This window comes from Mesorhizobium sp. A556 (genome assembly GCF_054489545.1).
The window spans coordinates 303,777-327,619 of sequence record NZ_JBTMXA010000004.1 but is presented as its reverse complement, the minus strand read 5'-3'; the positions used below and the strand labels follow the sequence as shown (position 1 = coordinate 327,619).

Below are 23,843 nucleotides of genomic sequence, written 5' to 3'. Positions count from 1 at the left end.
ACTGTCCTCGTCGTGTCAGGCAAGTTCGCCCTGGAGGCGGCGGTCTTTCACGACGACCCTTCCATCGAGGGCTATGGTGCAATTGCGCATTGGCAGGTCGAAATGGCCTTGCGTGAAGCGCCCGGCATATTGATTTGCCCCGGTCGACCAGAGGAAATTGCCGGCCCAGGCGCGAAATTCGACGGCCTGCATGTCGCGCTTGTCGTAGAGCGCGCCCGATACCCAGCGCGCCTGCGGGTTCATGCCCCAGCCGACATGCGACATGCCATAGGCGAGCGGATCGTCCCAGGCTTCCATGTAGTCGCGGAACAATTGCGCATCGAGGCCGTCGCCCTTAATAGCGGTAACGAAATCGTTCTCGACCGTGAAGTCGATGCGGCCCGAAAGATAGGACTTGAAGGTGAGGTTCATGTCGCCAACGTCCATGACGATGCGCCCGTTGACCGTGCCCGGACCGGGGAAGGCCAGGCACAGGCCGCCGGGCCAATGCGCCACTGCGCCCGGCGTGGTGGCGAAGCCGGGGGTGCCGCCGCAGGGCGCACCCTTGAGGTCGATCGTGAGATCGGTTCCCGCCGCAGACGTCACGCGCATTTCGCCGGCTTCGCGCAGCATCTGAATGCCAAGCGCCACCTTGGGCCCAAGCTCGGCGCGCGGTTCGCAGCGCTCGAGGATTTCAGGATGTTCGTTGCAGACGACGAGTATCCTTGCGCCCGCCTCCTCGATCTCGGGCCATTCGGCGGCATGGATCATGCCTTCGACCGTGCAGTCGACGATGCATTCGCACTGCTTCATCGCCTCGATGGCGGCACGGTTGCCCTGGATGGCGAGCGACGTTCCCGTCGACTTGACCGGCACCGGCGCGGTCTGGCGGGGCGTCGGCATGGTGATGGTGCAATAGTCGGCGCCAAGGTCGTGACAGGCGAGGTCCGAGAGTTGGACCAGAACGGGACGCGACTGGCTCTCAGCGACAATCGCTACCCGCGTGCCCTTGCCTATGCCGTTGAGGGCGAACACGCGCCGAAAGCAGGCGAGCCATTTTCCCTCTATCCGCTCCTGCAGCATCACCCCTCCCGGCTAGCTCAAAATTACTTTACTGATGAGTAAAGCTATTTCAGCTTTGCCAGCGCGTCAACAGGCGTTGTGACGTGAGAAATCGATCTCAATGCAGTCCGTTAATCCCAGCGATTCGCAAAGAGGCCAACGATCAGGACGATTTCGACCGATCACGCTGCACCACGACGCTCAACAGGGCCAGGATGCCTGAACCGAACATCAGCACGAAGGACACTGCGTTGAGGACCGGCGTCGATCCTACCTTGGCCATGCGATCATACATGGTGATGGTCAGCGGTGCTTCCGATCCGACAAGCATCAGCGTCGTGTTGAAGTTTTCGAAGGAAACCAGGAAGGCGACGATAAAGGCTGATACCAATGCCGGCATTAGAAACGGCAGCGTGATCGTGCGCAGGACCCGGTAGCGGCTGGCACCCAGATTATACGCCGCCTCTTCCTGCGCGATATCGAACTTGCGCAACCGCGCCGCGATGACCAGCGACGTGATGGTGGTAAGGAACGAAAACTGACCGACGACGATCAACGGAACGCCCGGCCGCAGAAACGACCAGTCGTAGCCCAGCGTATCCTCCACACCGTTAGCCAGCATACTGGCGGCGACAAGAATGGATATGCCGACAATGACACCCGGTATGACGAGCGGCACGATCATCAATATGTAGAGTACCGATTTGCCGGGAAACTCATGGCGCTCGAACAGGAACGCGTTGCAGGTGCCAACCAACACCGTCAGCGTCGATACGATGAGGCCGATCTTGAATGAAGTCGCCAGGCTCTCAAGCAGCCGCCGGTCATGAAACAGGCCGAGCTTCGGGTCCGCATCGTTGAAAAACCAGCCTAGCGTCCATCCCTGCCACGGCAGCGACGGGAAGAGCGAATCGTTGAATGCAAACAGGCCGGCCGTCACCAGCGGCGCGGCCAGATAGATGAAGAACACCGCCATATAGGCGCTGTAGAGAAAGCTCGGAAGCGGCGCTTGCGGTGCGGCGATGTTCATTGCCTTGGTCCGCGCCATCACTTTGCCACCGTGGAAGCGAGGTTCTGTCCGGTAAGGCGCAAGCCAAGCCAGACGACCGCGGAGGTGAACGCCAGCAACACGACGCCGAACGTCGCGCCGGCCTCCCAATTGTAGCGGGTGATGAACTGGTTGTAGATCTGCTCGGTAAACCACATGCTGTTTTTTCCGCCCAGCAGCACCGGCGTCAGATAGCTTCCGGCCGTCAGCATGAAGACGATGATGCAGCCCGCGACGATGCCCGGCATGGCGTATGGCAAGACGATACGGCGGAAGACGGTTAGGCGGCTGCCGCCGAGATTGAGGCCGGCCTCGATCAGGCTGTCGTCCATGCCGTCGAGTGTCGAGACAAGTGGCACGATCATGAACAGCACGACGGTGTAGACCAGGCCGACGACCACCGTTGCATCATTGTAGAGAAACTCGACCGGCCCGGAGACCAGCCCGGTCGCCTGCAGGATTTTCGATACGACACCGGTTTCACGCAGCAATATGATCCAGCCGAAGGCCCGCACGAGATCGCTCACCCATAGCGGCACGAGACACAACAGGAAGAGTGCGGCGCGTGAACGACGCTGCGCCACCTTGGCGATGTAGTAAGCGACCGGGAATCCCACCAGCAAGGCCAGCCCGGTGACCAGGATCGACATAACGGCGGTGCGAAGCAGCGTGCGCCAATAGATCGGCTCACCAAGGAAGTCCCGGTAATTGGCCAGACCGGCGACATACTCCCCCGGACCGACCTTCTCGCGCAGCGAAATTCCAAGGATGCCCAGTTGGGGCAGTACGATGAGGACGCCGATCCACAACAGGAACGGCATCAGCAGGAGGATGAAGGAAAGACGGCGCGCTTCGACGGCGGTCACGGATCAGATATCCTGGCTCGTCGGCGCAAAGCAAAGTGTGCGCGCATTGGCAAAGCCGAGCGACACCGCGTCCCCCACCTTCAAGGCCAGTTCGCCATTCATATCCTGGCCGTGGACCTCCATCAGCGCGCCCGAGCGGGTGCGCACCAGGATCCGGCTGTTGGCCCCGTTGAACAGCAAGCTATCGACGGTTCCGGCAAGGCGATTGTACATCTCGGATGGTTTTTCCCTAACCACCGCGATCGCTTCCGGCCGCACGAACACTTCCACCCTGTCGCCCTTCGCAAACGAACTACCCGTCGTGGCGACCAGCATGCCTTCGCCTTCGATCTCGACCTGGCAGGTGTCGTTTCCCGCAGAGACGACCTTGCCCTGCCAGCGGTTGCTGTCGCCGACGAAGCCGGCGACAAAGCCGCTGCTCGGCCTATGGTAGAGTTCGCGCGGCGTGCCGATCTGCTCGAACCGGCCTGCATTCATGACCGCGACATTGTCGGACATGACCAGCGCTTCCGACTGGTCGTGGGTGATGTAGAGGAATGTCGTGTTGAACTGCTGCTGCAACAGCTTCAGTTCGATCTTCATGCGCTCGCGTAATTTGAGGTCCAATGCGCCGAGTGGCTCGTCGAGCAGCAGAACGTCCGGCTGCAAAACCATGCAGCGGGCAATGGCGATGCGCTGCCGCTGCCCGCCGGAAAGCTGGTTGACCTGTTTGTGGGCAACATCGGGAAGGCCGATGCGGCCAAGCACCTCGCGCACCTTCTCCTCGATCTCGGCCTTTCCAGCGCCCCGGCAACGCAGGCCGTAAGCAATGTTCTCGCCCACATTCATCATTGGAAACAACGCCAGATGCTGGAAAACCATCTTCACGTTGCGCTTGTTGGGCGGGCTGTCCAGCACCGATTTTCCCTTGATCCTTATGTCGCCGGCCGAAGGGTTTTCGAAACCGGCGATCATGCGCATCAGGGTGGTCTTGCCGCAGCCCGACGGGCCGAGGATGGAAAAGAACGATCCGGCGGGCACATCCAGCGAAACGCCGGATACCGCCGTCAGCTTGCCGAAATTCTTGGTCACGTCCAGGCATTGCAAATCGAACATGAAAACTCCGGTCAAAGCGGCGGTGGGCCTGCGCCTGCCGCCGCTTTTTTTGATCAGTTTGACGATGCGGCCTGGATTTTTTCCAGAGCCTTGCCTTCGAGGTCTTCCAGTCCGGCAGGAATGTTGGCGAAGAATTTCAGGTTGGCAATGTCTTCGGGCTTGAAGGCCGCCTCAACCGCCGCCCGCTTGTCTTCCGGCATCATCGAGATGCCATCCTTGACGGCAACGATGGCGCCGCTTTGAGCCGACATCAACGGAACGATCTCGGGCTGCATGACGAAATTGATCCACTTGTAGGCGGCATCGTCCGCCTCGCCCTTGCGCGGCATCGCGAAGGTGTCGATCCATGCCAACGCGCCGGTCGCCGGCGGCACGAACACGATGTTCGGGTTCTGGCCGTAGAGCTTGTAGGCGGTGGAATCCCATGTCTCCGAAGCGATCACTTCGCCGGACAGCATCAAGGCAGAGAGATCGTCGCCGGCTTTCCAATAGGTCTTTATATTGTCCTTGCAGGCGATAAGCTTCTCAGTCACCTCGTCGAGGAGCTTCTGATATTCGCCGAGATCGCCATAGGCCGCGAACGGATCCTTGCCCATGGAAAACGCCATGCCGAGCAAGATGGTGCGGCGCAGGCGCATTGAGGTCCGGCCCTTATATTGCGGGTCGCAGAGATCGGCCCAGTTCTTGATGTTCGGAGCCTTGGTCTTGTCGACCATCAGGCCGGACGTGCCCCATTCCATCGGCACGGCGTAGACTTCGCCGTCGATCGTCGTGTTGGCCTTGACGCCTTCAAGCAACTTCGGGTCCATCGCATCCGTGTTGATCTTGGAAAGATCGAGCGGCTTGTAGATGTTGAATTCCTTCTGGGCGGAGAAGATGCGATCATGGCTCGGCTGCGCCAGATCGAAGCCCGCGCCGCCGGTCGCGCGCAGCTTGGCGACCATTTCCTCGTTGTTCGAGAAGGTCACCTCGACCTTGATGTCGGGATATTTTGCCTCGAACATTTCAATGACCTTGTCGGGCGCGTAGTTGCCCCAGGTCAGCAGCCTGAGCGTCGATGCCTCCGAATGCGCCGGCCCGGCCATGAGCGCCAGGGCGATTGCGCTGGTGGCGAGGTATTTCAACTGGGAAAGCTTCATCTTACATCCTCCTCCGCGCCGGCTTATCCGGCTTTTGAATTTGTTCCCGCAGGTGCGTCTGCGACACGTTCCCGACGCTCGCAAGACGAAGTCAGCGAGCAACGGGCATCCGATCTAAGAACGCATTGGCATTGTGCGACAGGTCCATTTTGCAAGGCGTTCAGGGCCACTTTCGTATTCGGCGACGCTCACCTTTCCTCAAACATCGCGGCTATCGCGCCAGCGATAATAGGATACCGATGCGGCGAGGAACCATGGATTGCCGTTATAGAACGGGCGGGTCTCGAACCGCGCACCGTCGAACCCGGTCTTTGCCTCCTCGCGGCCGAGAACCCTCTGGCCGGTTCGCATCCCCAGATAGCTGGCCATAGACACACCCGAGCCGCAATAGCCCATGGCGTAATGCATGCCCTCGTGCTGGCCGGTATGGGCCATTGTGTCGAACGTATAGGCGACCAGCCCCATCCAGGAATGGCTGATGCGAACGGACGCCAGTTCAGGAAACAGATGCACCAGTTCCGCCCGCAATAGCGGGCCGCTGACAACGGGGTTGGTCTCTCCCTGGCTGACGCGGCCGCCGAACAGGATGCGGCGCCGGTCAGGAGAGACACGGTAGTAGTAAACCACCTTGCGCGTGTCGGAGACGATCCGGTTCGTCGGGAACAGCCGGTCCATCACCTGCGGATCGATCGGTTCGGTGGCAATGATATAGCTGCCGATCGGGATCACGCGCCGCCGCTGCCATGGCGTGATCGCGCCCGTATAGCCGTTGGTGGCGACGACCACGTCGCGCGCCGCCACGACGCCTTGCGGAGTTGTCAGCCTGAAACCAGAGCCCGACCGCTCGATCTTCGTCACGCCGCAGTGGTCGACCACCGTCGCGCCAGCCGCCAGGACGCGCTGCAGCAGGCCGTGATGGTAGCGCCCGGGATCAAGCGAGGCATGGCGCGGAAAGACGACGCCGCCATGGTAGGCGTCGGTGCCGAGTTCGGCACGCTGCTCGGACCTCGATATGACCTGCCCGCCGGTCTCGAACCCCCTGAGCTCGCTGCCAAGCGCGGCGACGAGGCGGCGGAAGGCCGGTTCGTTGTGGGCGGCGTGAAAGCGGCCGACGACATCGAAATCACAATCGATGCCCTCCTCCGCGACGAACGCGCCGATCCACCTCAGTGCCTCGCGGCCATCGTTCAGGATGGCGCGGGCCTGCTCGACCCCATGCCTGCGGGTCAGAAGGGCAAGATCGGGCTTGATGCTGGTGCTGATCTGGCCGCCGTTGCGCGTGCTGCATCCGAAGCCGACTTCTTTCGCCTCGAGCACAAGCGTCGAGCGGCCGCCACGGGCGGTCTGCAAGGCAGCGTGGAGGCCGGTGTAGCCCGAGCCGATGACAGCAACGTCGACGCTCGACGGCAATTGCCGGCTAGCGGGATCGGGCCGCGGGCTGCGCTCCCACCAGTAAGGTGTCGTCTTGAAATCCTTGGTGAAAACGTCTGCCCCAACCATCAATAATCATCCCCCGATGCGCGCTGCTATCATCTTGACCTTGCAATAGTTCTTGAGCGCATCAAATCCCCTCTCGCGGCCAATTCCAGATTTCTTCACGGCGCTGAACGGCCATTCAGGCGATCTCGCTCATCTGGTAGCGCGAGCGCGCCAGCCATTCGGGAGCGATTTCGACGCCCCAGCCGGGTTCGTCGCCGATCGTCACCTTCCCGTCGGCGACCGTATAGGGCGACGTCCGGAAAAGCCCCTCCTGCCACGGGTAATAGTCCGGCCCTTCAATCGAAAACTCGAGATAGGCGCCGGCATTGGGGATCGCTGCCAGAACATGCATGGTGAACAGCGTTACCAGTGAGAGATTGGCGCAGTGCGGCGTCACCGCAAGTCCATGCTCGGCAGCCATCTTCGCCACCTGGAGCGTGCGCGCCACGCCGCCCATGTAGCAGACGTCCGGCTGGACGATGTCCACGGCCCGCATTTCGATCATGCGCTTCCAGATGCGTAGATCCGAGTCCTGCTCGCCGCCGGTCACGGCAATATCCAGGGCTTCGGCGACCTGCCTGGTCTGGTCGAGTTCCCAATACGGGCAAGGCTCCTCGTAGTGGACGACGCCATGATCCTGCAGGATCCGCCCGACCTCGATCGCACGTTGTGGGGTAAAGCAACTGTTGGCGTCCGCCAGAAGCGTTGCATCGTCGCCCAGTCCGGCGCGGATCGCCGGGATGATCGCTTCGGTGCGGCCCGGCCATTCGTCCTCATTGCGCCCGACTTCGGCACCGACGCGAAATTTGAAGGCGTCGAACCCATGCTCGCCGCGCAACCGCTTGAAGCGCTCGACCTCATCGGCCGGCGTGATGTCGCGTTTCATCGATGAAGCATAGGCGCGCAACTTGCCCGGCTTGCCGCCCAGCAGTTCGACGACGGGCTTTCCCGCCGCCTTGCCACGCAGGTCCCAGATCGCGGTGTCGATGCCGGCCATCGCCCGGCGAACATAGCTGCCGGGAAACTTGTGCTCACGCTCCTCGATCCGGTCCAGCACATCATCGAGATCGTCGGTTTCGACGCCGAGCGCCCACGGCGCGACCTGCCGGTGCAGGATCGTGGCGGTAATATCGGAATTATAGTTCGATACCTGGCCCCACCCCTGCGCGCCGGTTTCGTCGGTTATTCGTACGAAGCCGTTATGGCGGTCGCAGAAGCTTTCGATACGTCGGATCTTCATGATGGGACCCCCGGGCCTTTCTCGGGTGAGCGGCCGCAGCCATTTCGCGGAAGTGTTTCATTCAAATTGGCTGGCGGTTAAGGGCCATTTTGGTTAAAGCGGGGAGCCATTCCATGGGGCCGAGCGCCCGTATCGAAGCTGGGGAGAGCATTGGCGATGGTGAAGTATTCGGGCGGTGCGTTGCTGCCGACGCTCCACATCGACCGCAGCGCCTCCGTTCCCATTTCCGTGCAACTTGCCGGCGCGATCCGGGACGCGATCCTTTCGGGCGCGCTCGCACCCGGGCAACGCTTGCCCTCCAGCCGCACACTGGCGCGTGACCATGACGTTTCGCGCACCACGGCCGTCACGGTCTTCGACCAGTTGACGGCGGAAGGATTGATCGTCTCGCGCGTCGGCGCGGGCGCTTATGTCAGCGACGCCCTCAACGCACACCGCCCCGCCATCGTCGGAAAGACCACGCGGGACGACGAGGCCAAGAGAGGGCCGGCGCGTCTGGCCAGGCTGACCCAGGGCGCATCGGAGCAATATTTCACCCGGCTTGCCCATCCGGTGCAATCGCGCGCCTTCGTCACCGGGACCCCGGCCTACGATGCATTTCCGGTAGCGCTATGGGCGCGGCTCACGGCGCGTTACTGGCGCGAATCGCGCGGCTGGATGCTCGGCTATCCCGAGCCAAGCGGCCTGATGGCGCTGCGCATGGCCGTTTCGGCACATTTGCGCGCCAATCGCGGCGTCGTTTGCGAACCCGAAGAAATATTCATCGTCAACGGCGCGCAGGAGGCCTTCAACCGGATCGGCAATATCCTGCTCGACCCCGGCGACCCTGTCTGGTTTGAAAACCCCGGTGCGATCGGTGCTCGCAACAGCCTCATTTCCTGCGGCGCGCGGCTCGTACCGGTCCCGGTCGACGCCGAAGGCATCAACGTCGTGGCCGGCCTCAAGGCCGCACCCGACTTCCGCCTTGCCTTCGTCACGCCGTCGCACCAGCACCCGACCGGCGTCACCATGAGCCTGGAGCGCCGCCTCGAATTGCTGCGTGCCGCCGAAGGTGCAGGCGCCTGGATTATCGAGGACGATTATGATGGCGAGTTCTTCTATTCCGGCAGGCCGCTGCCAACCCTGAAGAGCGTCGACAGTGCTGGCCGCGTCATCTATGTCGGCACCTTCAGCAAATCGCTGTTCCCGGCGCTGCGTCTCGGCTTTCTGGTCGCGCCGCCGGCACTTGCCGACGCTTTTGGGCGCATCGCCGGCGCAACCCTGCAGGGCGCGCCGACCAACCAGCAGGCGGTCGTGGCCAACTTCATCCAGGAGGGCCATTTCGCTTCGCACATTCGGCGCATGCGAAAACTCTACTCCGAACGCCAGGAGGTGCTGATCGAGGCCGCAAATGCGCGCCTGGGCGGCCTGCTCGACGTCGTGCGGACAGAAAGCGGCTTTCAGACCATAGGCTATCTGGCCGAAGGGCTGGAGGAGCAACAGGTGGCCGAAGCCGCTGCGGCACGCGGGGTCATTGTCGCGCCGCTACGTCGCTTCTGCATCGAACCGGTTGCGATGCAGGGCCTGGCGTTGGGTTTCAGTGCTTGTGAGCCGCGAGAAATCCGCGCCGGGGTGGCGACGCTGGCCGAGGTGCTGGAGGGGCTCATGCACGCCCGCCCTGCCCCGTAGATCAGCGCCCGTCGCCAGCCAGATTAGCTTCCATAAGCCGGGAAGGCTTACGAAACCTGCTCGACCTGCTGCACCTCCGGCACGAAATGGCGCAACAGGTTCTGGATGCCGTGCTTCAGCGTCGCCGTCGAGGACGGGCAACCGGCGCAGGAGCCTTTCATGTGCAGGAACACGGTGCCGTTCTGGAAGCCCCTGAAGGTGATGTCGCCGCCGTCCTGGGCCACCGCCGGGCGAACCCGCGTATCGAGCAGTTCCTTGATGGTGACGACCAGTTCTTCATCCGCCGCGTCATAGAACTCGGTGGTTTCGCTGGTCTCGGCGGCAGGCCCGGCATTGGTCATGACCGAAGCGCCGGACATGAAGTGCTCCATGATCGCGCCGAGGATGGCCGGCTTCAGATGCTGCCAGTCGGGGCCGTCCTTGGTAACGGTGATGAAGTCGTAGCCGAAAAAGACGCCGGTGACGCCGTCGATGTCGAACAGGCGCCCGGCCAGCGGCGAGGCCTCGCTGGCGCTGGCTGCATCACGGAAGTCGGCGGTGCCCTCCAGCAGGACTTCCTTGCCGGGAAGGAATTTCAGCGTTGCCGGGTTGGGTGTCGATTCCGTCTGGATGAACATGGTCGTCTCCTGCCCGCCCAAGTCGGGCGCATAGTTTGGAATTATTCTAATTAGGCCTTCCGACGGCAACATTCAAGAAAAAGTGCAAGCGCCGCTCAGGCCAGGCTCGCGATTTCCTCGTCCGACAGGCTTTGCGGCACGACGGTGACGGGAATCGGGAACGCGGCGGCTTTTCCGACCACGGCGGCCACCAGCGGGCCGGGGCCTTCCTTGCCGGCGCTGGCCGCCAGGACGAGAATGGCGATGTCCTGGTCTTCCTCGATCACCCTGTGAAGCTCTTCCACCGGCTTGCCTTCGCGCACCACCATTTCCGGCTCGATGCCGAACCGTTCCCTGATCTTGCCGGCATAGCCGTCAAGCGTGTTGCGGGCGGTGGCGTTGGCCTCGTCGCGCATGATCTTTTCGACGCCCAGCCAATGCTGGAAATCGTCCGGCTCGATCACGTAGAGCAGGACCAATATGCCGTTGGTGCTTTTCATGCGCTGCGCGGCATAGGCGGCGGCCCGCTCGCATTCGGGCGTATCGTCGATGATGACCAGGAATTTGCGGCGATGGCCCGCTTCCCGGCTGAGTCGTTTAGAGACCATGATCACCCTCGTCGATGTTCTGCGGCTGCAATCTGCCACCGGCGGGGTTCCGCGGCAAGCGGTCCCCCGTCGGCCGCTTCAGCCCTGCAACAGGCCGACAATATCGCGCACGTCCTTCATTGTCGCCTCGGCCAGCGCGCCGGCGCGTTCGCCGCCGTCCTTCAACACCGCATCGACGTAAGCGCGATCGGCCGAAATGCGGCGCATCTCGCCGGCGATCGGAGCCAGCTTTTCCACCGCCAGATCGGCCAGCGCACCCTTGAAGGCCGAGAACTGCTGGCCGCCGAATTCCTGCAGCACGGCCTCTTTCGACAGTTCGGCCAGGCCGGCATAGATGCCGACGAGGTTTTCGGCTTCCGGCCGGCCGGCCAGACCGTCGAGTTCGCCCGGCAGCGCCGCCGGATCGGTCTTGGCCTTGCGAATCTTCTTGGAGATGGTGTCCGCATCGTCGGTGAGGTTGATACGCGACAGGTCGGACGGATCCGACTTCGACATCTTCTTCGAGCCGTCGCGCAGGCTCATGATACGCGCCGCCGGGCCGCCGATGATCGGCTCGGTGATCGGGAAATAGCCGTTGACCGTCTCTTCGCCCATCTGCATCTCGACGCCGAGGCCGAGATCGGCGATGCGGCCCGAAAAGTCGTTGTTGAATTTCTGGGCGATGTCGCGCGTCAATTCCAGGTGCTGCTTCTGGTCGTCGCCGACCGGCACATGGGTGGCGCGATAAACCAGAATGTCGGCCGCCATCAGGCTCGGATAGGCAAGCAGGCCAAGCGAGGCGTTTTCGCGGTCCTTGCCGGCCTTGTCCTTGAACTGCGTCATCCGGTTCATCCAGCCGATGCGCGCGACGCAGTTGAATATCCATGCCAGTTCGGCGTGCTGCATCACGCGGCTCTGGTTGAAGACGATGTGCTTCTTCGGGTCGATGCCGGAGGCGAGGAAAGCGGCCGTGATGGCGCGCGTCTGTTCGGCGAGGTCTTCATAAACAAGCTGCGCCGTCAGCGAATGGAGATCGACGACGCAATAGATGCAGTCGTTGGTGTCCTGAAGCGCAACGAACTTCTTCAGCGCGCCGAGATAGTTGCCGAGATGCAGATTGCCCGTCGGCTGGACGCCGGAAAAGACGAGGGGCTTGAAGGGGGAACTGGCTGTCATGTCTTTCCTCGTGGCTTGTGGAGGGCCGTTTCGCGCGCGGCGAAATTCGAGTGGGCTTATGGATCAGCCGGCGTCGGCGATCAAGGGCCGGCATTCGGTTTCGCAAACGGTATTTCGGTTTCGCAAACCGCTTGCGCGAGATTCGTGACGGGTGCGGGAACGCTTCGCAGCCTGCGGCATCCAATGGGTGTCTGAACCGCGCACACCCTGCTGCGCCACGAAAAGGAGTTCATCCCATGATCCACAAACTGCAAGCGGCACTCATCGCTGTCCTGATGGTCGGTACCGCCGGCTTCGCGCAGGCCGCCGACAAGCCCACGGACCCGCAGATCGCCCACATCGCCTACACGGCCGGCGCCCTCGACGTCGACCTGGCCAAGCTCGCCATTTCCAAGTCACAGAACAAGGATGTCGTCGGCTTTGCCAATGACATGGTGCGCGACCATGAAGCGGTGAACGTGCAGGCGCTCGACCTCGTCAAGAAACTCAATGTCACGCCCGAGGACAACGCCACCAGCAAGGCGCTGACCGACGAGATCACCGCAGAAAAGGCCAAGCTTGAAAAACTCAACGGCGCGGCCTTCGACAAGGCCTATGTCGACAACGAAGTGGCCTATCACAAGCAGGTCAACGGCGCGCTCGAAACGGTGCTGATCCCGTCGGCGCAGAATGCCGAACTGAAGAGCCTGCTCGAAACTGGCCTGAAAATCTTCCAGGGCCACCAGCAGCATGCCGAAATGGTTGCGGCCGGCCTCAAGTAAGGCCACGCGATCATGATGACGAAACGACGTCTTCTGGTGCTATCGCTGGCCATACTGGCCGGCGGTATCGGATCGGCGCAGGCCGAGACGATTACGGTGACGGTCGACAAGATGGCGTTTTCACCGGCCGATATCAGTGCCAAGGTCGGTGACACCATCGAATGGGTGAACAAGGATAGTTTCGCTCATACCGCGACCGTGAAGGGTGGCTGGGAGGTCATGTTGCCGGTGAAGAAATCCGGCAGCATGGTCATGGATAAGCCCGGAATCATCGCCTATATCTGCCGCTTCCACCCCAATATGAAGGGCACCATCACGGTGTCGGCAAAGTAGCGTGCCTGCCGGCGGTCATGTGCCGGCAGCACCGCCTTATTTTGTACCCGCCCCGGCTTTGCCGCCGCGCGCGAGACTGCGGCGGAGCATGCCGAGATCGGCCCCGCCGATCGCGAAAGCCAGCACGAAATAGATGAGTGCGCCCGCGCCCAGCAGAAGCATCAAGGTCACGCCCTTGGTCATAAGCGGCGCCGATGACGCCAGTTCGGGCGCCAGCCGTTCAGCGCCGAAATAAAGCGCCGCGGCCATCACCGCCGCGGCAAGAACCAACCGTGGGATGCGCTTCATCAGGCCGGCGTCACGGCCCCAGTGGCCACGCCGGATCAGCACGCCGAGCAGCAGCAGCGCATTGACCCAGCCGGCGGCGGCCGAGGCAACGGCAATGCCCGGCGCGCCCATGGATGGAAACAGCGTCAATGCGGCGGCAACGTTCACCGCCACGGAAATCGCGGCGAAGATCATCGGTGTCTTGGTGTCCTCGCGGGCAAAATAACCCGGCATGAACGCCTTGATGAGCACGAAGGCCGGCAGGCCCAGCCCGAAGATCGCCAAGATGGCGGCAACAGTCGGCGTCGAGCCGCTGGCGGCGAAAGCGCCGCGCTCGTAAAGCAGGCGCACGATCGGCTCGGAAACGACAAGTAGCGCGGCCGCAGCCGGCAGCGTCAGGAACAGCGTGAACTCGACCGAGCGGTTCTGCATATTGGAGGCCTCGACCAGATTTCCGGCCTTCAGCGCGCGCGACAGTTCCGGTAAAAGCACGATGGCCACGGCGATGCCGACGACGCCGAGCGGCAACTGGTAGACACGGTCGGCCAGCGCCAGCGAAGACACGGCCGAGGCCTGCGTCGAAGCGATAGCCGTGCCGATCAACTGATTGATCTGGGTGATGCCGCCAGTAACGGCCGCAGGCAAGGCAAGCCACAACAGGCGCTTGACGTTGGGCGTCATGCGCGGGCGACGAAAGCCGATGGAAATCCCGGCATGGCGAACCGCGATCCACACGATCGCCAGTTGCACGACACCGGCCGCCAGCACGCCCCAGGCCATGGCGTGGCCGACCGTCAATCCATCGGCACCGATGCGCCAAGCATAGTACAGCACGCCGATCAGGATCACATTGAGGAATATCGGCGCAATCGCGGCGGCGAAATAGCGGCGCAGCGAGTTCAGCATGCCGGCCATCATCGCCCCCAGCGACATGCACACCAGATAGGGGAACATGATGGTGGCCAGCGCTACCGTCAGGTCGTATTTCTGCGGATCGCTGGCAAAACCCGGCGCGATAATGGTGCTGACCAACAGCGGCATGGCCAGTTCCACGACGATGGTGATGGCAAGCAGCACGGTGAACAACACGCCGAACACTTCCTCGGAGAAGCGCTTTGCGCCGTCATTGCCACCGGCTTCGATCTCCTTGGCAAACAGCGGCACGAAGGCGGTGTTGAACGCGCCCTCCGCAAACAGCCGACGGAACGTGTTGGGGAATTGGAACGCGGCATAAAAGGCGTCCGCCACCGGCCCGGTGCCAAGCGCCGCCGCCATCAGCATTTCACGCGTGAAGCCCAGAATGCGGCTCATCAGCGTGCCGGAAGCGACGGTCGCGAATTTTTTTACGAGGCTCATGATGCGTCCTTCGAGGCTCGCTGTACTCGCTCCTCAGGATGAGGGCTGTCGGTGCGCTTCGACCAAAGTCCGGAGGCGCCCGCGCAATAGGTGTGTTCGCGAGGAGCACAAAGCTTCCTCATCCTGAGGTGCGAGCCTGCACCATGGTGAACGGTTCGGCTCAGTTCCAGGCGGGCGAGCCTCGAAGGACGCACGGTCATTCCGCCGCTGCCGGCGTCCTGCCGCGTTCGGCGACAGCACCTTCGAGCACCGCGATCAGCCGGGCGCGGATGCCGTCTATCCGCGCCGGGTTCGTCACCTTCTGGCCGGTCAGGTCGGTGACGTAGAACGTATCGATCACCTTCTCGCCGAAGGTGGTGATATGGGCCGATGCGATGTCGAGCGACAGGTCGGACAGGGCGCCGGTGATTTCCGAGAGAAGGCCGGGGCGGTCCAGCCCTTTCACCTCGATGACCGAAAACCGGTTCGACAGGGCGTTGCGGATTTCGGCGCGCGGCGGAATGCGGAACACCTTTGCGCCGCGCTTCGGCCTGGTGCGCTTCTCGATCATCTCGGGCAGCCAGCTTTTACCCGAAAGCACGTCCTCGATCAGGCGGCCGACCCGCTCGGCGCGCCGCCGTTCGTCCTCGTCCCGATCGAATTCGCGCGAGATCAGGATGGTATCGAGGGCGCGCCCGTCGGACGTCGTGAAAATCTGCGCATCGACGATGTTGCCGCCTGCCCCCGCACACGCGCCTGCAATAACCGACAGCAACCGCGGATGATCCTGCGCCAGCACGGTAATCTCGGTGACGGCCTCGAATTCGTGCGGCTTGACCATGGTGGCAAAATTTTTCCTGGCCACGTCCGCCTCGCGCACGAACTCGGCGTGGCGGACCTGATCGGGGAGATCGACGGTCAGCAGATAGTTCTCGTAATGCTGGGCGGCATAGCGCTCCCGCGCCTCGACCGGCCAGAGGCCGAGCGCCGCCTTGAGGCTGTCGCGCGCGGCAATGGTGCGGTCGGCGCGCGACATTTCGGAAAAGCCGCCGGTCAGCAGCAGTTCCGTCTCGAAATAGAGATTGCGCAGCAATTGCCCCTTCCAGCCGTTCCAGACGCCCGGACCGACGCCGCGTATGTCGCAGACGGTCAGGATCAACAGCAGCTTCAGCCGCTCCACCGACTGCACCACAGAGGCGAAGTCCTCGATCGTCTTGCGGTCGTTGAGGTCGCGCGTCTGCGCCGTCATCGACATGACGAGATGGTTCTCGACCAGCCAGGCGACGGTTGCGGTATCGGACGCCGAAAGGCCCATATGCGGGCAGATGCGGCGCGCTATCCTCGCACCGGCGACCGAATGGTCTTCCGGGCGGCCCTTGGCGACGTCATGCAGCAGCACGGCGACATAAAGCGCGTCGCGGCTTTTCTTCAGGCCGGGCATCAGCGAGTGCGACAAAGGATGGACCTTGGCGTCGTCGCCGCGCTCGATCTCGGCCAGTACGCCGATGCAGCGGATGAGATGCTCGTCCACCGTATAGTGGTGGTACATGGAAAACTGCATCATGGCGACGATCTTGCCGAAATCCGGAATGAGCTTGCCCAGCAGCCCGGCTTCGTTCATGCGCCGCAAATTGAGTTCCGCGTAGCGGTCCGACGTCACGATATCGAGGAAAAGCTGGTTGGCCTCGGGATTGCGCCGCAGCGTCTTGTCCACCAGCCCGAGCGAGCGGGTAAGCAGCTTGAGCGCGTTGGGGTGGAATTCCAGCGCGTGCTTGTCGGCGAACCAGAACAGCCGGATCAGGTTGACCGGATCGCGCTCGAAAGCCTGCTCGTCGGCGACGTTGAGGCGCTGGTTGTCGATGATGAAGTCGCTGGTGCCCGCCAGCTTGCGCTTGCGCCGCGAAAAGCCTGGAAAAATGCGGTCGAAGCCCGGCACATGCTTGGCTTGCTCCTCTTCCAGCGCGGCGCAGAAAATGCGCGTGAGGTCGCCGACATCCTTGGCGACGAGGAAGTAGTGCTTCATGAAGCGCTCCACGGCCGACAGGCCGGGATGGCTGGTGTAGCCCAGCCGCTCGGCGATCTCGCGCTGGATGTCGAAATGCAGCCGCTCTTCCGCCTTGCCGGTAAGAAAGTGCATGTGGCAGCGCACCGCCCACAGGAAATCTTCCGCCTTGTGGAACTGGTTGTATTCGCCTTGCGTGAACACCGCCTTGTCGACAAGCTCCTCGCCGGTGCGCACCCGGTAGAAATATTTTCCGATCCAGAACAGCGTGTTCAGGTCGCGCAAGCCGCCCTTGCCGTCCTTGACGTTCGGCTCGACCAGATAGCGGCTCTCGCCGGCCTTGGCATGGCGAGCGTCGCGCTCGGCCAGCTTGGCCTGCACATATTCGGGTCCGGTCGTGCGCACCAGATCGTGGTCGAAGCGGTGTACCAGTTGCGCGTAAAGCGGCTCGTCGCCACAGACGAAGCGTGCTTCCAGCACCGCCGTGCGCACGGTGATGTCCTCGCGCGAATGCTTTAGGCATTCTTCGACGGTGCGGGTGGCGTGGCCGACCTTCAGCCCCATGTCCCACAAAAGATAGAGCATCGTCTCGGCGATCCGGGCGACCCAGGGCGTCTGCCTGGCCGGGAGCAGGAACAAAAGGTCGATGTCGGAACCGGGCGCCAGCGTGCCGCGGCCATAGCCGCCGACGGCGACGATGGCCATGCGCTCCGCTTTTGCCGGCTTTTCACAGCCGGCAAGCGCGAAATCGTAGAGCGCCTGGATGATCTCGTCCATGACATGGGAAAGCCGCATCGCGCAGGCGGTGCCGCTGCCGTCCGCCTTCAGCATTGCCTCGGCTTTGGCGAACGCCTCGGCCTTGCACTCCTTCAGGCATTGCAGCACAGCCGCGCGCGCCCCGGCTTCCGGCATGCCCGCCGGGGACAGCGCGGCCAAGTCCCAGCGCAGCGCCTTGCCGTCGATCAGTTCACCAAGCTTCAGGGATATTTTCGTCATCTGCGCCGAAGGCAATCCACCTGTTTCGGCGGCGTCTATAGCCTGTTTTCCAGCCCATGGGTATGGGCCTGAGCACCCGTTGGTGCCGGTTCTGCCCGGCACCGATTTTCAGGCGGCGGCCGTCGATACGGCCTCCATATGGTCGAAGATGACGCGGTTGCGGCCAAGCCGCTTGGCTTCATAGAGGCAGCGGTCGGCTTCGCGAAGCGTGTCGGCGAGGCCACCGGCCGTGCGCCGTACTGCCGCGCCGCCGATGCTGACGGTCAGGCCTCGGCCGGAGGGGTCGTCGGCGTGCCAGGGGATTTCCTGCACCTGGCGTCGGATCAATTCGGCCATCCGTTCCGCCTCTTGCGCGCCCACCGAGATCAGCAGGATGGCGAACTCCTCGCCGCCGATTCGCCCGACAATGTCCTTACCGCGCGTCGCATAGCGCAAGGCACGGGCTATCTTCATCAGCGCCTCGTCGCCTTTCGAATGGCCGTGGAGATCGTTGATCCGCTTGAAGTGGTCGGCATCGACAATCAGCAGGTAGTGCCCGCTGTTGCCGGTATGGAAAGGCGCAGCCTCGCGCATGAAGCCTTCGCGGTTAAGCAGATCCGTCATCTGGTCATGGCTGGCCATATGCACCAGTCGATCGTGCGCCCGGCGCATTTCCTGATAGGTGCGCTCCAGCCGCTCATGCGCGCTCTGCAGCTTTTCGCCCTGCCAGAAGATGAAAATGCCGATCGGCGTGCCAACGATGACGGGGATTGCCGCGCATTCGACCCAGCTCAGCCAGTCGATCGACATACCCAGCGCCCAGCGCAGCGAAAAGGAAATCGCGAACGTCGCCACCACCGCCGGGATGATGGCAAGCAAGGTTCTTGCAAGGATACGTTTCGTGCGCCTGCTCATAACGCGCAACCCTAATGCCGGATCGTGAAGCATGGTTTAGGAGATCGATTAGGATTTTAGCGATCAGGCGAAATCGGCCCTTGACCTTCCAGTTGCTGGAAGCCCTACCTTTGGGTTGACCTCGAAATTCACGACTGTTCTGGAGCATCTTCCATGGCGAATCACGATCATCACCGGCATCAGGCAGGCAGTTCCTGCTGCTCCGGCCATGCCGCTTCGACGGCTACGGATGCCGTCGTCCGCGACCCGGTCTGCGGCATGACCGTCGATCCCGCTGCCGGCAAGCCGACCGCAGAACATGACGGCAGACAACTCCATTTCTGCAGCGAAAGCTGCCGGACCAAATTCGTCGCGCATCCGGAAAACTACCTGACCGCGAAGGACCCGGTCTGCGGCATGAATGTGGACCGCGCCAGCGCAAAGCATTTTTCGCGCCACGATGGCGATCAATTCTATTTCTGCTCGGCCGGCTGCCTGCAAAAATTCGAGGCCGACCCGGAGAAATATCTGGGCGACCGGCCAGCGCCCGCACCTATGCCGAAGGGCACGCAATACACCTGCCCGATGCACCCCGAGATCGTTCGCGACAAGCCCGGCGATTGCCCGATCTGCGGCATGGCGCTGGAGCCTATGGGGGTGCCGACCGGCGACGAAGGCCCGAACCCCGAACTGGTCGATTTTTCGCGCCGCTTCTGGGTAAGCACGGTGCTGTCGGTGCCGCTGCTTCTGCTGACCATGGGGCCGATGGTCGGCCTGCCGTTCTTCCGCTCATGGCTGGGCGAGCCCGCCGCCATCTGGGTCGAGTTCGTGCTGGCAACGCCCGTTGTGCTGTGGGCGGCATTCCCGTTCTTCAAGCGCGGCTGGGCCTCGATCCTCAACCGCAGCCCCAATATGTGGACGCTGATCTCGCTGGGCGTCGGGGCCGCCTATCTCTACAGCGTCATTGCCACGCTGTTTCCGGACATCTTCCCGCATGCGTTCCGCGGCCATGGCGGCACCGTACCGGTCTATTTCGAGGCCGCCGCTGTCATCATCGCGCTGGTTTTCCTCGGCCAGGTGCTGGAACTGCGCGCCCGTGAAAAGACCGGTTCGGCCATCCGCGCCTTGCTCGACCTCGCGCCGAAGACCGCGCGCCGCATTGGGGCAGACGGCAGCGAGACCGACGTGCCGCTGGACAGCGTACATGAAGGCGATCTTCTGCGCATCCGCCCCGGCGAGGCCGTGCCCGTCGACGGCACCGTCGAGGAAGGCCGTTCGTCGATCGACGAATCCATGATTACCGGCGAGCCGCTGCCGGTGGAGAAGGTGCAAGGCGATCCGCTTACCGGCGGAACGCTGAACCGCAACGGCACGCTGGTGATGCGCACGGAACGAGTCGGCTCCGAAACGACCCTTGCCCGCATTGTCGAACTGGTCGCCAAGGCGCAGCGCAGCCGTGCGCCTATCCAGGGGCTAGCCGACCGCGTTTCGTTCTATTTCGTGCCGGCCGTGGTGTTGGTCGCCATCGTCGCCTTCGTCGCCTGGTCGCTGTTCGGGCCGGAGCCTAGCTTGGTCTATGCCATCGTTTCGGCGGTGTCGGTGCTGATCATCGCCTGCCCGTGCGCACTGGGGCTGGCGACGCCGATGTCGATCATGACCGCCACCGGACGCGGCGCGCAGGCCGGCGTGCTGATCAAGGAAGCGGCGGCACTCGAGCGTTTCGCCGCCGTCGACACGCTGATCGTCGACAAGACTGGCACGCTGACCGAAGGCCGCCCGAAGTTGACCGACCTGGTGCCTGCCGAGGGCTTTTCCGAGAACGAACTTCTCACACTCGCCGCCAGCCTCGAAAAAGGCTCGGAGCATCCGCTTGCCGAAGCCATTATCGAGGGTGCGAAGGAGCGCGGCGCGACAGCCAGCGAGGTCAGCGATTTCGAGGCGGTCACCGGCAAGGGCGTCGCCGGCACGGTTTCGGGCCGCAAGGCTGCACTCGGCAACGCCGCCATGATGACCGATCTCGGCGTCGATTTCTCCCGCCTCACCGAACGCGCCGAAGCCTTGCAAGGCGAGGGCAGAACAGCGATGTTCGTCGCTGTCGGCGGCAAGATCGCCGGCCTCGTCGCCGTCGCCGATCCGATCAAGGCAACCACCGTCGAGGCGATCAAGGCGCTGCACGAGCAGGGCCTCACCATCATTATGGCGACCGGCGACAATGAGAACACGGCCCTCGCCATCGCCAAAAAACTGGGCATCGACCGGGTTCGCGCCGGGCTGCTGCCCGAGGCGAAGGCCGCTTTGATCGAAGAGCTTCGCGCTCGCGGCTCGGTGGTGGCCATGGCCGGCGACGGCGTCAACGACGCGCCGGCGCTCAGCACGGCCGATGTCGGCATCGCCATGGGTACAGGCGCCGATGTCGCGATGGAAAGCGCCGGCATCACGCTGGTCAAGGGTGACCTGAACGGCATTGTACGCGCGAGAAAACTGGCGCAGGCGACCATTGGCAACATCCGCCAGAACCTGTTTTTCGCCTTCCTCTACAACGCGCTCGGCGTGCCTGTCGCGGCCGGCGTGCTCTATCCGCTCACCGGCATGTTGTTGTCGCCGATGCTGGCGGCGGCGGCGATGAGCCTGTCGTCGGTATCGGTCATCGCCAATGCGCTACGGCTCAGGACATTGAAACTCTGAACCACGCCTCCAGATAGATTCCAAAGGAGAACCCTCATGCATCCGATCCGCAAAATCATGCTTGCACCCGCCGCCGCGACGATGCTGCTCGCCTTGCAGTTCGCCGCAAGTCCGGTCCATGCCGAAGAAATGAAGCACGACATGAGCACACATGACATGGGTGCGATGGCTGCTTCATCCGGGGCCGCCGAAACCGGCTACAAGGCGGCGATGGACAAGATGCATCGCGAGATGTCGGCGCAAAAATATACCGGCGACGCCGATGTCGATTTCGTTCGCGGCATGATCCCCCACCATCAGGCGGCCATCGACATGGCCAAGGTGCTGCTCGAATATGGCAAGGACCCGGAAATGCGCAAACTGGCCGAAGCCGTGATCACCGCGCAGGAAAAAGAAATCGCGGAAATGGAAAACTGGCTCGCCGCGCACCCGGCGAAGTAGACTGATCGCAGCCGAGTCAAGCAGCCGATTCGAGGAGAGCGCCATGCCGACCAGAACGACCACCCTGCCTTCGGGCGAAGCGGTTCCCGTGTTCGGTCTCGGTACCTGGAAGATGGGCGAGGATTCCCGCCTCGCCCCGTCGGAAGCGGATGCCTTGAGGCTGGGCCTCGATCTGGGTGCTACGTTGATCGACACGGCCGAAATGTACGGCAATGCCGAATCCGTGGTGGGCGAGGCGATCGCTGGCCGCCGCGATGCTGTGTTCGTCGTCTCGAAAGTGCTGCCCTCCAACGCCTCGCGTTCGGGGACCATCGCCGCCTGCGAGCGTAGCCTGAAGCGGCTGCGCACCGACCGCATCGATCTCTACCTGCTGCATTGGCGCGGCGGCGTGCCGCCGGATGAAACCGTCGAGGCGTTCGAAGCGCTGAAGGCCACCGGCAAAATCCGCCATTGGGGCGTTTCCAATTTCGACACCGACGACATGGAAGAGCTTTTTTCCGTGCCCGCCGGCGATAACTGCCAGGCCAACCAGGTGCTCTACAATCTTTCCCGGCGCGGGCCGGAATTCGACCTTTCGCCCTGGTGCCGGCAGCGTGGCATGCCGATCATGGCCTATTCGCCGGTCGAACGGGGAAAGCTGGCGCACAACCAAAAACTCGACGCCATCGCCGCGCGCCATGAAGCGACGCCGGCGCAGATCGCGCTGGCCTGGACCATGGCGCAACCGGGCGTCATCGCCATCCCGAAAGCCAGCCGCCCGGAGCATATCCGCCAGAACATCGCCGCACAGGATCTTTTACTTACAGCCGAAGACCTTGCCGAACTCGACCGCGCCTTCCCGCCGCCGCGACGAAAAGAGCCGCTGGAGATGATCTGAGCATGACCTCGAAAAAGTGGGAACCGGTTTTCGGATAAGATCATGCTCCAATAAAGGGGCGGTCAGGTAGCCAGCCGCAGCCTAGCCCGCGCAAGCGCGCGCGAAAAAACATCGGTGTCGTCAAACGCGCGAGATAGCGTCAACGCGCCCTGTATGGCTGCGACCGTCTCTTCGGCAAGCTGGTCGGCTTCCGGCTTTCCGTGCCCGGCGCGTTGCAGGGCACCCGCCAGATGGGCGACCCAATCGCCAAAATAGGATTTTATTTCGGAAACGAACCGGTTCCGGGAATCGTCCAGCGCGAAGGCCCCGACCAGACAAACGCGGCCACCGGACTGGAAATAAAGGTCGGTGGCGTCCAGCATCCGGCCGATACCGTCTCGCGGCTCGCGCTCATCGCGCAACGGCGCAAACACGTTTTCCTCGAACCATGCGGCGATGTGGGCAAGTACGCCGGCCGCCATTTCTTCCTTCCCGCCGGGAAAGAAGTTGTAGAGGCTGCCCTTGCCGAGCCCCGTCGCCTGCCCGATCCGCGCCAGGCTGGCACCCTCATAGCCATGCTCGCGAAAAACCTCGGCGATGACCGCCAGCAGGTTTTTTGTATCGGGGGCGATCCTGCGCATGTGCTCCTACAGGTTCAGTTCGGAAAGACCGGGGTGGTCGTCTGGCCGGCGGCCGAGCGGCCAGAAGAACTTGCGTTCGCTTTCCTTGATCGGCATATCGTTGATGCTGGCGTGCCGCCGGACCATCAGGCCTTCGCCGTTGAATTCCCAGTTCTCGTTGCCGTAGGAGCGGAACCAGTGGCCGCCATCGTCGTGCCACTCATAGGCGAAGCGGATGGCGATGCGGTTTTCATGCGAACTCCACACTTCCTTGATCAGGCGGCAGTCCAGCTCGCGCACCCATTTGCGGTGCAACAGCGCGATGATCTCGGCCCGACCGGTGACGAATTCGGCTCGGTTGCGCCATACGCTGTCTTCCGTATAGCCGGACGCCACCTTTTCCGGGTCGCGCCCGTTCCAGGCATCTTCGGCCAGCCGCGCCTTTTGCGCGGCGGATTCAGGGGTAAAAGGCGGCAGAGGCGGGCGGCTCATGTTTTTTCTCCATCATTCATGGCCGCGACGCGGTTGATGGTGTTTTGTACCGAACGGTACAATGATAGTCAATACCGATACCACCCGCCCTGGAACGCTCCGGCCTCGATGCTGGACCCATCATCTGCCGGTGCTGGCTTCTACAGCCGCCAATGGCCAATGCCGATCTCTTTGTTCCAACCGCATTTCCGGGCGCGAGACCATTTCGCACTCTTGCTGGAAATGCTCCAGACAGCCGCGCCGCCAA

The 23,843-nt window shown here is 62.8% G+C and carries 21 protein-coding genes; 6 read left to right on the top strand and 15 right to left on the bottom strand.

All coding sequences use genetic code 11. The features are described 5' to 3' along the window. Positions 1–15: 15 nt before the first annotated feature. From ACX3P0_RS11940 to ACX3P0_RS11910, 7 genes are all read right to left on the bottom strand, one after another. Positions 16–1,062 (bottom strand): peptidase M29, encoded by a 1,047-nt coding sequence (locus tag ACX3P0_RS11940; RefSeq protein WP_459088689.1) that lies wholly within the window; start codon positions 1,060–1,062, stop codon positions 16–18. Positions 1,063–1,204: 142 nt separating this feature from the next. Continuing rightward, the gene (locus ACX3P0_RS11935; protein WP_459088687.1) at positions 1,205–2,071 is read right to left on the bottom strand and encodes an ABC transporter permease; all 867 of its coding nucleotides are present in this window, start codon (positions 2,069–2,071) and stop codon (positions 1,205–1,207) included. 17 nt (positions 2,072–2,088) lie between these two features. Then, positions 2,089–2,955, bottom strand: a complete 867-nt coding sequence (locus tag ACX3P0_RS11930; protein ID WP_459088685.1) for an ABC transporter permease — start codon at positions 2,953–2,955, stop codon at positions 2,089–2,091. A 3-nt stretch (positions 2,956–2,958) separates the two neighbouring features. Then, complete coding sequence (locus ACX3P0_RS11925) at positions 2,959–4,050, bottom strand: ABC transporter ATP-binding protein (protein ID WP_459088683.1); 1,092 nt, start codon at positions 4,048–4,050, stop codon at positions 2,959–2,961. Between the two features lie 53 nt (positions 4,051–4,103). After that, on the bottom strand, positions 4,104–5,189 hold the full coding sequence (locus tag ACX3P0_RS11920; protein WP_459077613.1) for an extracellular solute-binding protein: 1,086 nt from the start codon (positions 5,187–5,189) through the stop codon (positions 4,104–4,106). A 198-nt stretch (positions 5,190–5,387) separates the two neighbouring features. Then, positions 5,388–6,689, bottom strand: a complete 1,302-nt coding sequence (locus tag ACX3P0_RS11915; RefSeq protein ID WP_459088681.1) for an NAD(P)/FAD-dependent oxidoreductase — start codon at positions 6,687–6,689, stop codon at positions 5,388–5,390. 115 nt (positions 6,690–6,804) lie between these two features. Next, positions 6,805–7,908: a mandelate racemase/muconate lactonizing enzyme family protein gene (locus ACX3P0_RS11910; RefSeq protein WP_459088679.1), complete on the bottom strand. Its 1,104-nt coding sequence runs from the start codon at positions 7,906–7,908 to the stop codon at positions 6,805–6,807. Positions 7,909–8,064: 156 nt separating this feature from the next. Between ACX3P0_RS11910 and pdxR the strand changes: the two genes are divergently transcribed. After that, positions 8,065–9,576, top strand: a complete 1,512-nt coding sequence (gene pdxR, locus ACX3P0_RS11905; RefSeq protein ID WP_459088677.1) for a MocR-like pyridoxine biosynthesis transcription factor PdxR — start codon at positions 8,065–8,067, stop codon at positions 9,574–9,576. 47 nt (positions 9,577–9,623) lie between these two features. On the opposite strand, the gene ACX3P0_RS11900 is transcribed toward pdxR, so the two are convergent. The 3 genes from ACX3P0_RS11900 to trpS all read right to left on the bottom strand — a co-directional run bounded on the left by ACX3P0_RS11900 (position 9,624) and on the right by trpS (position 11,935). Beyond that, positions 9,624–10,193 carry a NifU family protein gene (locus ACX3P0_RS11900; protein ID WP_459077609.1) on the bottom strand — a complete coding sequence of 190 codons (570 nt, stop codon included), beginning with the start codon at positions 10,191–10,193 and terminating at the stop codon, positions 9,624–9,626. Between the two features lie 95 nt (positions 10,194–10,288). Next, complete coding sequence (locus tag ACX3P0_RS11895) at positions 10,289–10,780, bottom strand: universal stress protein (RefSeq protein ID WP_459077608.1); 492 nt, start codon at positions 10,778–10,780, stop codon at positions 10,289–10,291. Positions 10,781–10,858: 78 nt separating this feature from the next. Next, positions 10,859–11,935: a tryptophan--tRNA ligase gene (gene trpS / locus ACX3P0_RS11890; protein ID WP_459088675.1), complete on the bottom strand. Its 1,077-nt coding sequence runs from the start codon at positions 11,933–11,935 to the stop codon at positions 10,859–10,861. A gap of 236 nt (positions 11,936–12,171) precedes the next feature. On the opposite strand from trpS, the gene ACX3P0_RS11885 reads away from it, so the two are divergent. Both ACX3P0_RS11885 and ACX3P0_RS11880 read left to right on the top strand, forming a co-directional pair. Beyond that, entirely contained in the window at positions 12,172–12,696 is a 525-nt protein-coding gene (locus tag ACX3P0_RS11885; protein WP_459077606.1) for a DUF4142 domain-containing protein, read from the top strand. A gap of 15 nt (positions 12,697–12,711) precedes the next feature. Continuing rightward, positions 12,712–13,029 (top strand): cupredoxin domain-containing protein, encoded by a 318-nt coding sequence (locus ACX3P0_RS11880; protein ID WP_459077908.1) that lies wholly within the window; start codon positions 12,712–12,714, stop codon positions 13,027–13,029. A 36-nt stretch (positions 13,030–13,065) separates the two neighbouring features. Here the strand turns inward: ACX3P0_RS11880 and murJ are convergent, their stop codons facing one another. The 3 genes from murJ to ACX3P0_RS11865 form a co-directional block, all read right to left on the bottom strand. Continuing rightward, entirely contained in the window at positions 13,066–14,652 is a 1,587-nt protein-coding gene (gene murJ / locus ACX3P0_RS11875) for a murein biosynthesis integral membrane protein MurJ (protein ID WP_459088673.1), read from the bottom strand. 196 nt (positions 14,653–14,848) lie between these two features. Beyond that, on the bottom strand, positions 14,849–17,629 hold the full coding sequence (locus ACX3P0_RS11870; protein ID WP_459088671.1) for a [protein-PII] uridylyltransferase: 2,781 nt from the start codon (positions 17,627–17,629) through the stop codon (positions 14,849–14,851). Between the two features lie 108 nt (positions 17,630–17,737). Continuing rightward, positions 17,738–18,523, bottom strand: coding sequence for a GGDEF domain-containing protein (locus ACX3P0_RS11865; protein ID WP_459088669.1), 786 nt, complete (start codon positions 18,521–18,523; stop codon positions 17,738–17,740). A 153-nt stretch (positions 18,524–18,676) separates the two neighbouring features. Here ACX3P0_RS11865 and ACX3P0_RS11860 point away from each other — a divergent pair, with 153 nt between their 5' ends. Genes ACX3P0_RS11860 through ACX3P0_RS11850 form a run of 3 tightly spaced genes read left to right on the top strand, consistent with a single transcriptional unit; the run spans position 18,677 to position 22,505 of the window. Beyond that, the gene (locus tag ACX3P0_RS11860; RefSeq protein WP_459088667.1) at positions 18,677–21,187 is read left to right on the top strand and encodes a heavy metal translocating P-type ATPase; all 2,511 of its coding nucleotides are present in this window, start codon (positions 18,677–18,679) and stop codon (positions 21,185–21,187) included. A 36-nt stretch (positions 21,188–21,223) separates the two neighbouring features. Further along, entirely contained in the window at positions 21,224–21,628 is a 405-nt protein-coding gene (gene copM, locus ACX3P0_RS11855) for a CopM family metallochaperone (protein ID WP_459088665.1), read from the top strand. Positions 21,629–21,671: 43 nt separating this feature from the next. Continuing rightward, complete coding sequence (locus tag ACX3P0_RS11850; protein WP_459088663.1) at positions 21,672–22,505, top strand: aldo/keto reductase; 834 nt, start codon at positions 21,672–21,674, stop codon at positions 22,503–22,505. A 62-nt stretch (positions 22,506–22,567) separates the two neighbouring features. Here the strand turns inward: ACX3P0_RS11850 and ACX3P0_RS11845 are convergent, their stop codons facing one another. Then, positions 22,568–23,125 (bottom strand): TetR/AcrR family transcriptional regulator, encoded by a 558-nt coding sequence (locus tag ACX3P0_RS11845; RefSeq protein WP_459088661.1) that lies wholly within the window; start codon positions 23,123–23,125, stop codon positions 22,568–22,570. 6 nt (positions 23,126–23,131) lie between these two features. Continuing rightward, positions 23,132–23,596, bottom strand: a complete 465-nt coding sequence (locus tag ACX3P0_RS11840; protein WP_459088659.1) for a nuclear transport factor 2 family protein — start codon at positions 23,594–23,596, stop codon at positions 23,132–23,134. Positions 23,597–23,843: the final 247 nt, after the last annotated feature.